The organism is Streptomyces sp. NPDC079141, assembly GCF_040686775.1.
Classification (GTDB): Bacteria; Actinomycetota; Actinomycetes; order Streptomycetales; family Streptomycetaceae; genus Streptomyces.
The window spans coordinates 28,195-41,705 of record NZ_JBFBLP010000024.1 but is presented as its reverse complement, the minus strand read 5'-3'; the positions used below and the strand labels follow the sequence as shown (position 1 = coordinate 41,705).

Sequence of the window (13,511 nt, the reverse complement as noted above, 5' to 3'; positions counted from 1 at the left end):
CTGCCATGACCAACAACGCCGATACACCTGTGACCGTCATCGGACTCGGACTGATGGGCCGGGCACTCGCCGCCGCGTTCCTCAAGGCCGGGCACCCCACAACCGTGTGGAACCGCACGCCCGCCAAGGCCGGCCAATTGGTCGCCGAAGGCGCGCGGTTGGCGCCCACGGTTGCCGCCGCGGTCAGGGCGAGTTCCCTGACAATCCTCTGTGTCACCGACTACCCGGCCGTGCACGAGTTGCTCGGCGCGAGCGACGTCGAGCTGGACGGCACCTTGCTGATCAACCTGACCTCGGGCGACTCGGCCCAGGCCCGGGAGGCCGCCCGATGGGCCGAGCAGCGAGGTGCCCGTTACCTGGACGGCGCCATCATGGCCGTCCCGCCGGCGATCGGGACCGCCGAGGCGGTGATTCTGCACAGCGGGCCGGAGTCGGACTTCGAGGCGCACAGGTCGACGCTCGACGCGCTGGGCACCGTGACCCACCTCGGTGCGGACCCTGGGCTGGCGTCCCTGTACGACGTGGCGGGCCTGGCGATGATGTGGAGCGTGCTGAACGCCTGGCTCCAGGGCACGGCCCTGCTGCGGACGGCCGGTGTCGACGCCGGAACGTTTGCGCCGTTCGCGCAGCAGATCGCTGCCGGTGTGGCCGCATGGCTGCCCGGTTATGCCGAGCAGATCGACAGCGGGTCCTTCCCGGCCGAGGTGTCGGCCCTGGAGACCGACGCGCGGGCGATGGCGCACCTGATCGAGGAGAGCGAGGCGGTGGGTGTCAACGCCGAACTGCCGAAGCTGATCAAGGCGATGGCCGATCGTGCGATCGCCGCCGGACACGGTGGAGAGCAGTATCCGGTGCTCATCGAGGAGTTCGGCAAGCCCGGCGACGCCTGACGCGAGGCGCCGGCCGCTCCCCCGTGCGAGCGGCCGACAGGGTGGCGTTCACTCGCCCGCGTACGCCTTCTCCAGGGCGGCGAGGTCCATCTTGTGCATGGACAGCATCGCCTTCATCGCGCGCTCCGCCTTCGCCGGGTCCGGGTCGCTGATCATGTCGTCGAGTTTGGTCGGGGTGACCTGCCAGGACACGCCGTACTTGTCCTTGAGCCAGCCGCAGGGGCCGGGCTCCCCGCCGTTCTCGGTCAGCTTGGTCCAGTAGTAGTCGATCTCCTCCTGGTTCTCGCAGAAGATCATGAAGGAGACCGCCTCGTTGAACTTGAACTCGGGGCCGCCGTTGAGCGCGAGGAACCGGTGGCCGTTGGCGGTGAACTCGACGGTCAGCACGGTGCCGACCGGGCGGGGGGCACCCTCGGTGTAGCGGGCGACCTTGCCGATGCTGGAGTTCTTGAAGATCGACACGTAGTAGTGGGCGGCTTCCTCGGCCTCGTTGTCGAACCACAGACACGTGGTGAATCCGTCGGTGGCCATGAGTACCTCCAGGGTGAGAGAACGCGGTCATCTGTATCGACCGATCCTCGCCACGGAACTCATCGGCCGGCGCGGGGATTAATCCGAGTGGCCGCACCACCGCCCCGAACTAGCATCATGATCATGACGTCTTCGCCCGACGAGAGCATCCGCCCCTTCCGCCTCGACATCCCGCAGTCCGACCTCGACGACCTGCACGCCCGTCTCGACCGCACCCGATGGCCGGACGAGCTGCCCGGCACCGGGTGGGCGTACGGCGTGCCGGCGGACTATCTGCGGGATCTCGTCCGGCACTGGCGGCACACCTACGACTGGCGCGCGGCCGAGGCCCGGCTGAACGAGTGGCCGCAGTTCACGACCGTCATCGACGGCTCGAACGTCCACTTCGCGCACATCCGCTCCCCCGAGCCGGACGCCACCCCGCTGATCATCACCCATGGGTGGCCGGGGTCGATCGTGGAGTTCCTCGACGTGGTCGGGCCGCTCACCGATCCGGCCGCGCACGGCGGCGACCCGGCCGAGGCGTTCCACGTGGTGGTACCGAGCATCCCGGGGTTCGGACTGTCGGGGCCGCCGGCCGACACCGGCTGGGGCGCGGACCGGGTCGCCGACGCCTGGGCCGAGCTGATGCGGCGCCTGGGCTACAAGCGGTTCGGCGCCCAGGGCGGCGACTGGGGCTCGGCGATCTCCCGCGAGCTGGGCCGTCTGCACCCCGACCGGGTGATCGGCGTGCACCTCAACCTGCTGCCGGGCGCACAGGCGACCCACGAGCCGACGCCCGATGAGCTGGACGCGCTCGATGCCGAGGAGCGGGAGCGGACGCTGGAGTCGTGGCGCCGGTGGGCGGAGTGGACGCGCGAGGGCACCGGGTACGCCGTGCTGCACTCCTCCCGCCCGCAGACCCTGGCGTACGCGCTCACGGACTCGCCGGTCGGCCAACTGGCGTGGATCGTGGAGAAGTTCAGGGAGTGGACGGACTCGGAAGAGCTGCCCGAGGAGGCGGTGGACCGGGACCGGCTGCTGACGAACGTGATGCTGTACTGGCTGACGGGGACGGCGGGTTCGGCCGCGCGCATCTACTACGAGCGGGCGCACGACCCGAGCTGGGCCGCCAGGGTAACCGAGCCGTCGACGGTGCCGACCGCGCTGGCCGTCTTCCCGGCCGAGCTGCAACTCCCCTTGCGGCACAAGGCGGTTCGGACCGACAACATCGTGCGCTGGACGGAGTTCGACCGGGGCGGTCACTTCGCGGCGATGGAGGAGCCGGACCTGCTGGCGGCGGACGTGCGGGCGTTCTTCCGGCAGCTGCGCGAGACGAGTTGAGGGCGGCGCTCTGCCCGTGGCGAATCTGCCGCGGGCAGAGAAAGGGCTGACGGGCGGCGTCCGCGGTCAAGAGTGGAGTCGACGGCATCCACGCCACGACCGGGAGAACCCATGACTCCACTGACCACGCTCGCGCCACGGGCGGAGGAGGGCGACACCCCGCCCACCCGCTTCGACGACCATCTGGCCGCCCAGCTGCTCGCGCAGCGGATCGTCCTGCTGGGCACGCAGGTCGACGAGGTCTCCGCGAACCGGGTCTGCGCCCAGCTGCTGATCCTGTCCGCGGAGGACCCGCGCACCGACATCGCCCTGTACATCAACAGCCCGGGCGGCTCGGTGCACGCGGGGCTCGCCATCTACGACACGATGCGGCTGATCCCGAACGACGTCGCGACGCTCGCCATGGGCTTCGCCGCCAGCATGGGGCAGTTCCTGCTCAGCGTCGGCACGGCCGGCAAGCGGTTCTCGCTGCCGAACGCGCGGATCATGATGCACCAGCCGTCGGCGGGCATCGGCGGCACCACCGCGGACATCGAGATCCAGGCGGAGAACCTGGAGCACACCAAGCGGACCATCGAGCGGCTCACCGCGGAGCACACCGGGCAGAGCCCGGAGACCATCTCCGCCGACGGCGACCGCGACCGCTGGTTCACGGCCGAGGAGGCCCGGGAGTACGGCATGGTCGACCGGGTGGTGGAGTCCCTCGCGGACGTCCGCCCGGCCGCCTCGAAGCGACGGATGGGGCTGTAGACATGGGCAGTTACACGATTCCGAACGTCATCGAGCGCACCCCGCAGGGCGAGCGGTCCTTCGACGTGTTCAGCCGGCTGCTCAACGAGCGGATCATCTTTCTCGGCACGGAGATCGACGACGGGGTCGCCAATGTCGTCATCGCCCAACTCCTCCATCTGGAGTCGTCGGCGCCGGAGAACGAGATCGCGATCTACATCAACTCCCCCGGCGGCTCGTTCACTTCGCTGATGGCGATCTACGACACGATGACCTATGTGCAGGCGCCGATCTCCACGTTCTGCGTGGGGCAGGCGGCGTCCACGGCAGCGGTGCTGCTGGCGGGCGGGGATCCCGGGCGGCGGTTCGTGCTGGAGCACGCGCGGGTGCTGCTGGGCCAGCCGGCCAGCGGCGGACGGCAGGGCACCGTCTCCGATCTGGCGCTCCAGGCCAAGGAGATGGTCCGGATCCGCGCGCAGGTCGAGGAGGTGCTGGCCCGGCACACGCGGCACGACGTGGCCACACTGCGCGCGGACATGGACCGCGACAAGGTGTTCACCGCGGAGGAGGCCGTGGCCTACGGCCTGGCCGACGAGGTGGTCAGCCGGCGCCTCGTACGGGTCTGAGGCGCCGGGACGGCATCATCAGGCGGCCAGGCAGAGTCCGTTGTACGACGATCCGGCCGTGCCGCGGCTCGGCGCGGAGCTGTGACGGCTGGTGAGCCGGATCAGTTCGCCCTGCGCCCGCGACAGCAGGTCGCCCAGGCCAAGGCCGAGGGCGTGCGCGGCGGCCGCGAGGACCTCCGACGAGGCCTCCTTGCGGCCGCGTTCGACCTCGGAGAGGTAGGGCATGGAGATCCGGGCGGTGTCGGCGACATCCTTCAGGGTGCGTTCCTGGGCGAGGCGCTCGCGCCGGAGGACGTCGCCGATCAGGTCGCGCCAGAGGGGTTCCTTGGGCGCGGGCTCCCCGGGCCGCGCCGGGCCCTGGGGGGTGGTCGGGGCGACCGGGCCGGCGGCCGGCGGGCGCAGCGGGATGACGCGGGCTTGGTTGGGCGCTCGGTTGCTCACCCCTTCAGCCTAGAAGCCGTGGACGCCGGGGGAAGGCATCGGCATTCCGCCCTGGGGGAAATCGCCGGGATCGCGGGCCCCCGGCCGCTCACCCGAACGCAGGGCTCCGGTCGACCCCGGCCGGGCTCTCCCCTAGCGTCCGGAATATCGAGCAGGTGATCTTTCCCTGCCTTCCCTCGGCACCGACCTGGACCGCTGTGTCCAGGAACCGGAGGTCTCGCACGACTATGGACGCCAACTCCCGCTCAGCACCGGTTCGCAGACTCCGCCCTCCGGCATCCCGGTGGACTTGGGCGGCCGGAATCACCACGACAGCACTTCTCACGCTCGGGCTGCCCGCGACCGCCGCAGCGGCGGCGCAACCGACGTGTTTCGGCAGCCCGGCGACCCTCACCGGTGCGGGCACCCTCAACGGCACGCCGGGCGACGACGTCATCGTCGGCTCCCCCGGCGCCGACTCGATCGACGGCAGGGGCGGCAACGACCGCATCTGCGGGCTCGACGGCGCCGACAACATCACCGGGGGCCTGGGGAACGACCGGATCGACGCGGGCGCCGGTGACGACCGCTTGCGCGGCGACCGGTTCAACCCGAGCGGCGGCGCCGTCGGCGGGGGCAACGACGTGCTGCTCCTCGGGCCGGGGAACGATCGCGCGGCGGGCGACAGCGGCGCCGTGGACGGCGATGCCGTAGGGGGCGGGCAGGACCGGATCGAGGGCGGGCCGGGCAACGACCTCATGACCGGCGACTCCATCGCGACCAACGGTGACGCGGTGGGCGCCGGCCGGGACCACATCACCGGCGGTCTCGGCGCCGACTCGATCGTCGGCGACAGCAACGCGACCTTCGACGCGAGCGGGGCCGGCGGCGACGACGTACTGGACCTGGGACCGGACGGTGGGTTCCTCGTCGTCGGGGACCACAACTCGGGGACGCCCGGACACCGTGCGGCCGGGGCGGGTGCGGACCGGATCACGGGTGGATCCGGCGCCGAACTGCTCGTGGGCGACAGTTCCGCGGACCTCGCCGCGGGGGCCGATGACGACCTGATCGACGGCCGCGCGGGCGACGACACCCTCTTCGGTGACAACGTGAACTTCGACGGAGTCGCGAGCGTCGGCGCGGGCGGCGGCGACGACCTGCTCAACGGCGGCAGCGGGAACGACACCCTGCGGGGTGGCGCGGCCGACGACGCCCTCGACGGGGGAGAGCAGACCGACGACTGCGACGGGGAGACGGGCAGCGGCGACACGGCCGTGCGCTGCGAGACGGTCAACGGCATCCCGTAGAAGCCGGCAGACGGGCTGAGCGAGGGCCGGCGGACGCCTACCGGCCCTCGCTCACCCGCATGACCGCGCGCACCCGCTTGCCGACCGGAACCCGTTCGACGGTGACCTCCGTCGCCAGTGCGTGCACTATCTCCAGGCCGTGCCGGCCGACGCGCTCGGGGTCCCTCGGGTAGTGCCGGGGCAGGGCGGCGCTGCTGTCATAGACGCAGACCGCGACCTGGGCGTCCGTGCCCTCCAGGTCGAGGATGTACGGGCCGTTGCTGTGCCGGTCGGCGTTGGTGACCAGTTCGCTCACCACGAGGAGCAGTTCCTCCTCGGCGCGGGCGCCGATCTCGGCGCACCATTCGGTCCTGAGCCGGCCGACGAAACGGGCGGCGAAGGAGCGCGCCTCGGCGATGCATCCCGGTTCGCCGCTGTAGTGCGCCGCCCGCCGCAGCGGTTCCACGGGCACGTCGAAACCAGTAGGAATCACTGCCCCGTCCACGTGCTCGATCATGCGTTTCTCTCTCGGGAAGCCGGTCCGGCCGGATGCTGCTGCACCAGTCCTCGTACCCAGTGCCGGACGCGGCAGTCCCCGTCACGGGTTCCGCTGTGTCACACCGCGGGCGACTGGGCGCTCGGGAACGTGGGTGCCGACTGTGTCGTCGTGGCCGTCGTGTCGGACGCGAGCGGCGCCTCAGGGGCGGATGTCTCGGGCGTCTCCGGCTCCGTCGTCGGGGGCTCGGACGACGGCGACTCGGACGTGGGCGGTGTGGTGGAGGTCGGCGGGCAGGTGGTCTCCGTGCCGGTGGGCGTGCCCGTGGGCGTGTCCGTCGGCGGGCACGGGGTCGTGCTGCCGGGGGACGGCGTCGTCGAGGGCTCCTCGCTCACCGACGGGGAGGGCTGGTGGGCCGGCGGGTCGGTCTTCTGGTCCTTGCCGCCGGTGTCGCCGGGCTCACGCTCGAACCAGTCGTCGCCGTCGGGGTCGTAGACGACGAAGACGTTGATGACGACCGTGGCGGGCGCGACCACGACGACGTTCGAGGAGCGGTACGACGACCAGGAGTCGCCGGTTTGCTTCGGTGCGCTCTGCTGGGCCACCGGCGGGGTCAGCGGGTTGCCGCAGGCGCAGCGCACCCGGGGCACTCCGCGGTCGTCGACGAGGACGGCGGTGCCGGACTGGAGGACGGCCTGGTAGCTGGTGGCGGCGCCGTCGCGGTAGCCGTGGTTGGTGACGCGGGTGTCCAGGCGCAGCTGGAGCGGGGTGAGCGAGCGCAGGTAGGCGGGGACGCCGGAGGGCTCGACGCCCGCGACGGAGGCGAAGGCCCGGTTCTTGTCCGGCTGCTCCTGCAGCGCCTTGATCTGCCGCTCCACGTCACAGCTGGCGACGTTGCGGGTGCCTCCGTACAGGCCGGGCGCGCCGCCGTCGACCCCGCGTACCGCGCCCTCCGTGGCGGACTCGGTGGCCGGGGAGGCGGAGACGGGCGGGGCGGAGCTGTCCGTGGCGGTGGACTCGGTGAACGGGTCGGGGCCGCTCTTTCCGGCGGCCTGGAGGAAGACCTCGCTGTCGGAGCCGGAGCCGCCGTCGGTCCGGCTGAAGACGAGGGCGAGCACCACGGCTGCCACCACGACGGTGGCGAGCACGGCGACACGGGGCACGGAACGCCACCACGGGCGGTGGGGTTCCGGCCCGGGGCCGGTGCTGCCGCCGCCGCTGCCCGGGGGCTGGGACGGCGGCTCGGAGGGCGGCTGCGAGGGACCCGACAGAGGACCCGAGGGGGGTCCTGTGGGGCGGCCGGACGACGGAGGTTCGACGCTCACGAGCCCTTCTTCCCGATGTGGCACCCGAACGGCATTGAGACGATTTCGCCTATTTGATCCACATCATCACCATTGTGTGCTCCGGTCGGGTGTCGTCCGCAAGCGGACGCGGACGGACCTCCCGGCAGGCGGGCGGGGCGGTGGCTGCTTAGCGTGGCAGGGTGAGTCCGCGAACCCCCTCCGACCAGGCACTCCCCCGCCACGGCTGGGTGCAGGCCGTCGTCGCCGTGCTGGCCGCGGCGATCTCCATGGGCGTCGTCGCCGCACTGGGCCTGTGGGCGGCCGGGGCGACGGACCTGCCGGACAACGCCTTCCCACGGGTCGTCGCCGCCACGGTGGTCACGGCCGTCGGCGGCACGATCGAGCTCTCCGGTGACGCGGGCGGGCTCGCCGAGTCCTCGGCGGACCTCACCGTGATCCCGCTGTCGGTGACGCTGGTCGGCGCCCTCGTCCTGGCCGCCGGTTTCCTGCGGCCGCTGCGGCACCGGGCCGTCGCCGGCGCGCGCGAACTGGCCGGATGGGCCGCCCGCGTAGCCGTGCTGTGGCTGCTCGCGCTGCTCGGCCTGGCCCTGGCCGCCCGCCAGACCTTCGACCTGTCCCTCGGCGACGACACGCTCGGCGAGCTCGGCGACGTGTTCGGTGTCTCGCCGCAGGTCGGCTTCACCACGGACGTACCGGCGACGCTCTTCTTCGGCCTGCTGTGGCTGGCGGGAGTCCTGGTGCTGGCGCTGCTGGTCTCGCGCGGCGCTCCGCTGCCGGCCCGGCTGCTGCGGTTCCAGGAGTCGGTGCGCCCGGCCGCGTACGCCATGGTCGTGCTGCTGCTCGCCCATGTCGCCCTGGGCGTCGTCATCGGCCTGGTGGTCGCGGTGACCCAGGGCCATGCGGTGGAGACGCTCGCCGTGCTGCTGCTCGGGTTGCCGAACCTGGTGTGGCTGGCGCTCACCATCGGCCTCGGCGCCACCTGGGAGGGCCGGGTCGACGGGCCGTTCGGGCTGCCGATGCCGCATGTCCTGGACGAGGTGCTGCGCGGCTCCGACACCGCGACGCTCAACCTGAGCACGCTCGCCGACCACGACGGCCGGGTGTGGTGGCTGGTCGCCGTCGAGGCGGTCCTGGTACTGGCCGCCGCGTTCGTCATGGCGGCACGGTCACCGCGCCGGATGCGCGTCTGGCAGCACGCCGTGCACCTGGCCGTCGCACTGGCCCTGACCGTCCTGGTGATCTGCCTGCTCGGCCGGATCTCCGCGCACTACGGTCTGTCGGTGCTGGGCATCGGGGACCTGGGCGGCGATCTGGGCGGGGAGCTGTTCCTGGAACCGCAGCTGTGGGGCGCGCTGGGTTTCGCCCTGCTGTGGGGCCTGGTCGCCGGGTTCCTCGGCGGACTGCTGGCGGGGCCGGTGCACCGGCGGGGCGCGGTCGACGCGCGGCGCTGAAGAGCGGCCGGTTCAGTCGTCGGCCGCGACGAGCAGCGTGATCCGCCCGGCCGTGCGGTCGAGGAGCACGAACTCGTGGAACTCCCCGTGCACTCCGCCCCAGTCGTGGAACGCCTCGTCCCCGAGCCCGCTCAGGTGGTGGACGGCATCGGCCGCTGCCAGGGGGTCGAACACCAGCCGCCGGAGATCGGCCTCCAGCTCGCCGGGGAGCACCCCGAACCGGTCCGCCCACTCCCGCAGGACGTGCGCGCTCTTCTCCCGGCCGACGTCTTCGTAGGCGTCGGGTGTGACCAGCCTCAGCCAGTACGGGCCGTGTCTGGTTCCCTCCGGCAGTACTCCGCCGCCCGCGTAGTCGTCCCGGAACTGCTCGTGCCCGACGAGCGCGGCCAGCAGCTCCCGGTCACCGGCCGGCTCCGCAGGCAGCCGCAGGTACTTCACATCGACCCATCGGAACGTTCCGTCCCTGAAGTTGAGGAAGGCGCTGTCCTCGTGAATGAGCCCGTTCTGCATGACACCGCAGCTTAGAGGCCCCGCCCGAAGACGGGTTCGGCCCACCGCGGCGGCGCCTTGGGGCCCTCCGCCCGCTCCGCCACGACCTTCAGGTCGACCTGTGTCGCCGGGTGCCCGGAGTCCCCGGTGCCGCGCAGCGCGGCGCGCAGGGCGGCGACGAAGGCGAGGCACGACTCGTACCGGTCGTCGGGGCTCTTGGCCAGGGCGCGGGCGAAGACCGCGTCGACCGCGGCGGGCAGGTCGGGGCGGGCCTCGGTCAGCGGGGGCGGGTCGTCGTACTGGTGGGCCCACAGCAGGGCCATGTCGTCGTCGCGCCGGAAGGGCGGGCGGCCCGCCAGGCACTCGTGGACGACGCAGGCGAACCCGTACACGTCGCAGCGGGCGTCCACCGGCTTGCCGGAGATCTGCTCGGGCGCCACGTAGTCGAGGGTGCCGACGAACTGGCCGACCGTGGTGAACCCGGTCAGCGACAGCGACTTCTTCGTCAGGCCGAAGTCGGTCAAGTAGGCGTGCTCGGGGTGGTCGCTGTCGGTGCCGCGGGCGACCAGGATGTTGCCGGGTTTCACGTCCCGGTGGACCAGCCCGTGCTCATGGGCGGCATCCAGCGCGGAGGCCACCTGGGCGGCGATGCGCACGACCGTGGCGGGCGTCAACGGGCCCTCGCGGTCCAGGAGATGGCGCAGGTCTCGGCCGGCGACGTAACGCATGGCGATGTACAGGACGCCGTCCGTCTCGCCCGCCTCGAAGACCGGCACGATGTGCGGGTGGTCGATCGCGGCGGCGGCCCGGGACTCGTGGGTGAAGCGGCGGCGGAAGGTGTCGTTGCGGGCGAGTTCCGGGGCGAGCAGCTTGAGCGCGACGGTGCGGTCCAGGCGCAGGTCGCGGGCGCGGTAGACGACGGCCATGCCGCCGCGGCCGATCTCGCGCTCGATGCGGTAGCCGGCGATCTTCTTGCCGATCAGCTCGGAGGGCCGGCCCGAGAACAGGCTCGTCTCACGGGCCATCGGGGGTCACCACCTGGGTGGGGGCATGGCCGGGGTCCGGGGCGGCGGCGCGGGGCGCCTCGTCCGGCGCGTACGTACTCAGCCGCAGGCCGTCCGCGTACGCCCAGTGCCCGCGCTCGGCGTCGTACAGCCAGATGTGCTCGCCCTCGACGACCACGCCGATCCGCAGCCCGCGCGTGCGGCCGCGGAAGGACTCGCCGTCCAGGCCGCCCGCCGCCAGCTCCTCCACCGCGGCCCGGTAGCGGGCGAGGGTCTGCTCGGCGCGGGCGAGCTGCGGGCGCGGGTCGGCGGTGCGGGTCATGGGTCCGTCCGCGGTGGGCGGGTCCTGGGGTACGGCGACCAGGAGGCGGCCGTCCACCCAGGCCGACCAGCCGTTGGCGCACAGCACGTGCGCCCAGTCACCGCGCCGTTCGACGAGCTGCACCGGCAGCAGCGGGTCGAGGGGCACGGTGGGCCGGGCGGGGTCGGGGGCCTCCCAGGCGGGCGTCCCGTGCTGCGGGACGACGTGGGTGGGCAGGAAGCCGGGGGTCGCCATGGGGTGCGCCTACTTCCGCATCACGACGGGTTCGTGCCGGCGCAGCAGCCGGGAGACCAGGTAGCCGAAGAGCGCCGAGAGCACCACGAGCATGGCCACATTGAGCAGCCACACGCCGGCCGAGTGCTCGAAGAGGGGGTCGCCGGTCAGCTCGCCGGGCACGATCCGGGCCAGGTCGACGGTGCCCGCCATCGCGCCGAGCGCCCACCGCGAGGGCACCAGCCAGGCCAGCTGTTCCAGCCCGGGCACGCCGTCGAGTTTCAGCAGGGCGCCGCAGAAGACGACTTGGACGATGGCGAGCAGCACGAGCAGCGGCATCGTCACCTCTTCCTTGCGCACCAGCGCCGAGACCAGCAGCCCGAGCATCATCGCGGTGAAGCCCAGCAGGGCGACGGCGACGGTGATTTCGACCAGTGGCGGCATCAACACGCCTTCGCCGCCCGGCGCGTTGAGGTCCACGCCGAGCAGGGCGACCAGGGTCAGCACCACCGACTGGAGCACGGTGACGGTCCCCAGCACCACGATCTTCGACAGCAGATACGCCGATCTGGACAGTCCGACGGCACGCTCGCGCCGGTAGATCACGCGCTCCTTGACGAGTTCGCGCACGGCGTTCGCGGCACCCGTGAGGACGGCGCCGACACACAGGATGAGCAGCGCGTTCATCGCCGTCTCCTGGGTCAGCTCACCGCCGGCCAGCGCCCGGCCCATGGCGCCCATCACGAACGGCAGGGCGATCATGATGGCGAGGAAGGTCCGGTCGGCGCTGAGCGCGGTCGTGTAGCGGCGGACCAGCGTGCCGAGCTGGGCGCCGCGGCTGCGCGGCCGGCGGGGCGGGGTGATGACGACGGGCCCGGTGCGGGGCAGCCGGGGCTGCGCGGTGGCGTCGGCCACGTAGCGGCGGTGCAGGGGGGAGGTGCGGTAGTCCCCGGACCAGTCGCGGTCCTGGTCGCGTTCGAAGGATTCGAAGGCCTCGGGCCACTGCTCGAAGCCGAAGAAGGCGAGGGCGTCCTCGGGCGGGCCGTAGTAGGCGATGCGGCCGCCGGGGGCGAGCACCAGGAGGCGGTCGCAGACGTCGAGGCTGAGGACGCTGTGGGTGACCACGATGACGGTCCGGCCGTCGTCGGCGAGGCCGCGCAGCATGTGCATCACCGAGCGGTCCATGCCGGGGTCGAGTCCGGAGGTCGGTTCGTCGAGGAAGAGCAGGGAGGGCTTGGTCAGCAGTTCCAGGGCCACACTCACGCGCTTGCGCTGGCCGCCCGACAGGCTGTGCACGGGCTGTCCGGCCCGCTGCTCCAGCCCGAGTTCTCCGATGACCTCATCCACCCGGGCGCGGCGCTCGGCCTTGGCGGTGTCCTGCGGGAAGCGCAGTTCGGCGGCGTAGGACAGGGCGCTGCGGACGGTGAGCTGGGCGTGCAGGATGTCGTCCTGCGGGACCAGGCCGATGCGCTGGCGCAGCTCGGCGTAGTCGCGGTAGAGGTCGCGGCCGTCGTAGACGACGGTGCCGTGGTCGGCGGGGCGCTGTCCGGTCAGCGCGTTCAGGAGGGTGGACTTTCCGGCGCCGCTCGGGCCGACGACCGCGAGCAGGCACTTCTCCCCCACCGGGAAGGAGACGTGGTCGAGGAGGGTCTTGCGGCCGCGGTCGACGGCGACGGTGAGGTCCTGCACCTCCAGGGAGATCTCGCCGGTGTCGACGTACTCCTGCAGCTCGTCGCCGACCAGGCAGAACGCGGAGTGGCCGATGCCGATGACGTCGCCGGGGCCGAGGGGGGCGGCGGTGACGGGGCTGCCGTTGAGGTAGGTGCCGTTGTGGCTGCCGAGGTCGGCGATCTCGTAGCTGCCGTCGGGCAGGGCCCGCAGTTCGGCGTGGTGGCGCGAGACGACGAGGTCGTCGATGACGAGGTCGTTGTCGGCGGCGCGGCCGATGCGGACGGTCCGGGTGGGCAGCGGTCTGACGCTGGTCGGCCGCCGGAAGGTGCCGGTCAGGGCGGGCATGGAGACCGCCGAGGGGCGCTCCGGGGTCGGTTCGGCGCGGCCGAGCAGGATGGCGCGCGGGCCGTCGGCGGGGTTGCCGAAGCGGATCACGGTGCCGGGGCCGACGTCGTCGTCGAGGACGCGGTGGCCGTCGGTGTAGGTGCCGTTGGTGCTGCCCTCGTCGTGGAGCGTCCAGTGGTCGGTCTCCGGGTGGAGCACCGCGTGGTGCCAGGAGACCCGGGCGTCGTCGATGACGACGTCACTGAGCGGGTCGCGTCCGACGTGGTAGTCGCGGACCGGGGTCATCACGGTGGAGCCCGACTCGGTCTCCAGCACGAGCACGGGCGCAGTCGGTGCGAGCGGTCGCTCCGCCATGCCAGAATTCTACCGATTCGTTCATGTATGCGCCTGGCCGCGGGGGCAGCG

14 protein-coding genes are annotated in these 13,511 nt (G+C 72.3%); 6 read left to right on the top strand and 8 right to left on the bottom strand.

The annotated features are described in order from the left end of the window. The first annotated feature begins 5 nt into the window (after positions 1-5). Positions 6-890: an NAD(P)-binding domain-containing protein gene (locus AB0Q90_RS38915; RefSeq protein ID WP_363164447.1), complete on the top strand. Its 885-nt coding sequence runs from the start codon at positions 6-8 to the stop codon at positions 888-890. A 48-nt stretch (positions 891-938) separates the two neighbouring features. On the opposite strand, the gene AB0Q90_RS38910 is transcribed toward AB0Q90_RS38915, so the two are convergent. Beyond that, positions 939-1,421: a VOC family protein gene (locus AB0Q90_RS38910; protein WP_363164446.1), complete on the bottom strand. Its 483-nt coding sequence runs from the start codon at positions 1,419-1,421 to the stop codon at positions 939-941. 123 nt (positions 1,422-1,544) lie between these two features. Here AB0Q90_RS38910 and AB0Q90_RS38905 point away from each other — a divergent pair, with 123 nt between their 5' ends. The 3 genes from AB0Q90_RS38905 (at position 1,545) to AB0Q90_RS38895 (ending at position 4,099) form a co-directional block, all read left to right on the top strand. Then, positions 1,545-2,744 (top strand): epoxide hydrolase family protein, encoded by a 1,200-nt coding sequence (locus AB0Q90_RS38905; protein WP_363164445.1) that lies wholly within the window; start codon positions 1,545-1,547, stop codon positions 2,742-2,744. Between the two features lie 111 nt (positions 2,745-2,855). Beyond that, on the top strand, positions 2,856-3,494 hold the full coding sequence (locus AB0Q90_RS38900; RefSeq protein WP_363164444.1) for an ATP-dependent Clp protease proteolytic subunit: 639 nt from the start codon (positions 2,856-2,858) through the stop codon (positions 3,492-3,494). Positions 3,495-3,496: 2 nt separating this feature from the next. Next, a complete protein-coding gene (locus tag AB0Q90_RS38895; RefSeq protein WP_363164443.1) occupies positions 3,497-4,099 on the top strand; it encodes an ATP-dependent Clp protease proteolytic subunit in 603 nt (200 codons plus the stop codon). An 18-nt stretch (positions 4,100-4,117) separates the two neighbouring features. Here the strand turns inward: AB0Q90_RS38895 and AB0Q90_RS38890 are convergent, their stop codons facing one another. Then, entirely contained in the window at positions 4,118-4,540 is a 423-nt protein-coding gene (locus tag AB0Q90_RS38890) for a helix-turn-helix transcriptional regulator (RefSeq protein ID WP_363164442.1), read from the bottom strand. A gap of 227 nt (positions 4,541-4,767) precedes the next feature. Here AB0Q90_RS38890 and AB0Q90_RS38885 point away from each other — a divergent pair, with 227 nt between their 5' ends. Next, positions 4,768-5,829 (top strand): calcium-binding protein, encoded by a 1,062-nt coding sequence (locus AB0Q90_RS38885; protein ID WP_363164441.1) that lies wholly within the window; start codon positions 4,768-4,770, stop codon positions 5,827-5,829. A gap of 37 nt (positions 5,830-5,866) precedes the next feature. On the opposite strand, the gene AB0Q90_RS38880 is transcribed toward AB0Q90_RS38885, so the two are convergent. Further along, positions 5,867-6,325 (bottom strand): ATP-binding protein, encoded by a 459-nt coding sequence (locus AB0Q90_RS38880; RefSeq protein WP_363164440.1) that lies wholly within the window; start codon positions 6,323-6,325, stop codon positions 5,867-5,869. Positions 6,326-6,423: 98 nt separating this feature from the next. Then, complete coding sequence (locus AB0Q90_RS38875; protein ID WP_363164439.1) at positions 6,424-7,629, bottom strand: DUF6777 domain-containing protein; 1,206 nt, start codon at positions 7,627-7,629, stop codon at positions 6,424-6,426. 161 nt (positions 7,630-7,790) lie between these two features. Here AB0Q90_RS38875 and AB0Q90_RS38870 point away from each other — a divergent pair, with 161 nt between their 5' ends. Further along, positions 7,791-9,062: a streptophobe family protein gene (locus AB0Q90_RS38870; RefSeq protein ID WP_363164438.1), complete on the top strand. Its 1,272-nt coding sequence runs from the start codon at positions 7,791-7,793 to the stop codon at positions 9,060-9,062. 12 nt (positions 9,063-9,074) lie between these two features. Here AB0Q90_RS38870 and AB0Q90_RS38865 read toward each other — a convergent pair whose 3' ends face one another. Genes AB0Q90_RS38865 through AB0Q90_RS38850 form a run of 4 tightly spaced genes read right to left on the bottom strand, consistent with a single transcriptional unit; the run spans position 9,075 to position 13,460 of the window. Then, positions 9,075-9,572: a hypothetical protein gene (locus AB0Q90_RS38865; RefSeq protein ID WP_363164437.1), complete on the bottom strand. Its 498-nt coding sequence runs from the start codon at positions 9,570-9,572 to the stop codon at positions 9,075-9,077. Positions 9,573-9,583: 11 nt separating this feature from the next. After that, entirely contained in the window at positions 9,584-10,576 is a 993-nt protein-coding gene (locus AB0Q90_RS38860) for a serine/threonine-protein kinase (protein WP_363164436.1), read from the bottom strand. Next, positions 10,566-11,111: a hypothetical protein gene (locus tag AB0Q90_RS38855; RefSeq protein WP_363164435.1), complete on the bottom strand. Its 546-nt coding sequence runs from the start codon at positions 11,109-11,111 to the stop codon at positions 10,566-10,568. Before AB0Q90_RS38855 ends, AB0Q90_RS38860 begins: the two co-directional genes overlap by 11 nt. A gap of 9 nt (positions 11,112-11,120) precedes the next feature. Next, positions 11,121-13,460, bottom strand: coding sequence for an FHA domain-containing protein (locus AB0Q90_RS38850; RefSeq protein ID WP_363164434.1), 2,340 nt, complete (start codon positions 13,458-13,460; stop codon positions 11,121-11,123). Between the last annotated feature and the right edge of the window lie 51 nt (positions 13,461-13,511).

Excerpts from the sequence above, each read along its gene's own strand:
- AB0Q90_RS38850 (WP_363164434.1), bottom strand. The coding sequence starts at position 13,460 with ATGGCGGAGCGACCGCTCGCACCGACTGCGCCCGTGCTCGTGCTGGAG.
- AB0Q90_RS38910 (WP_363164446.1), bottom strand. The coding sequence starts at position 1,421 with ATGGCCACCGACGGATTCACCACGTGTCTGTGGTTCGACAACGAGGCC.
- AB0Q90_RS38855 (WP_363164435.1), bottom strand. The coding sequence starts at position 11,111 with ATGGCGACCCCCGGCTTCCTGCCCACCCACGTCGTCCCGCAGCACGGG.
- AB0Q90_RS38895 (WP_363164443.1), top strand. The coding sequence starts at position 3,497 with ATGGGCAGTTACACGATTCCGAACGTCATCGAGCGCACCCCGCAGGGC.
- AB0Q90_RS38880 (WP_363164440.1), bottom strand. The coding sequence starts at position 6,325 with ATGATCGAGCACGTGGACGGGGCAGTGATTCCTACTGGTTTCGACGTG.
- AB0Q90_RS38905 (WP_363164445.1), top strand. The coding sequence starts at position 1,545 with ATGACGTCTTCGCCCGACGAGAGCATCCGCCCCTTCCGCCTCGACATC.
- AB0Q90_RS38900 (WP_363164444.1), top strand. The coding sequence starts at position 2,856 with ATGACTCCACTGACCACGCTCGCGCCACGGGCGGAGGAGGGCGACACC.
- AB0Q90_RS38915 (WP_363164447.1), top strand. The coding sequence starts at position 6 with ATGACCAACAACGCCGATACACCTGTGACCGTCATCGGACTCGGACTG.
- AB0Q90_RS38865 (WP_363164437.1), bottom strand. The coding sequence starts at position 9,572 with ATGCAGAACGGGCTCATTCACGAGGACAGCGCCTTCCTCAACTTCAGG.
- AB0Q90_RS38860 (WP_363164436.1), bottom strand. The coding sequence starts at position 10,576 with ATGGCCCGTGAGACGAGCCTGTTCTCGGGCCGGCCCTCCGAGCTGATC.
- AB0Q90_RS38885 (WP_363164441.1), top strand. The coding sequence starts at position 4,768 with ATGGACGCCAACTCCCGCTCAGCACCGGTTCGCAGACTCCGCCCTCCG.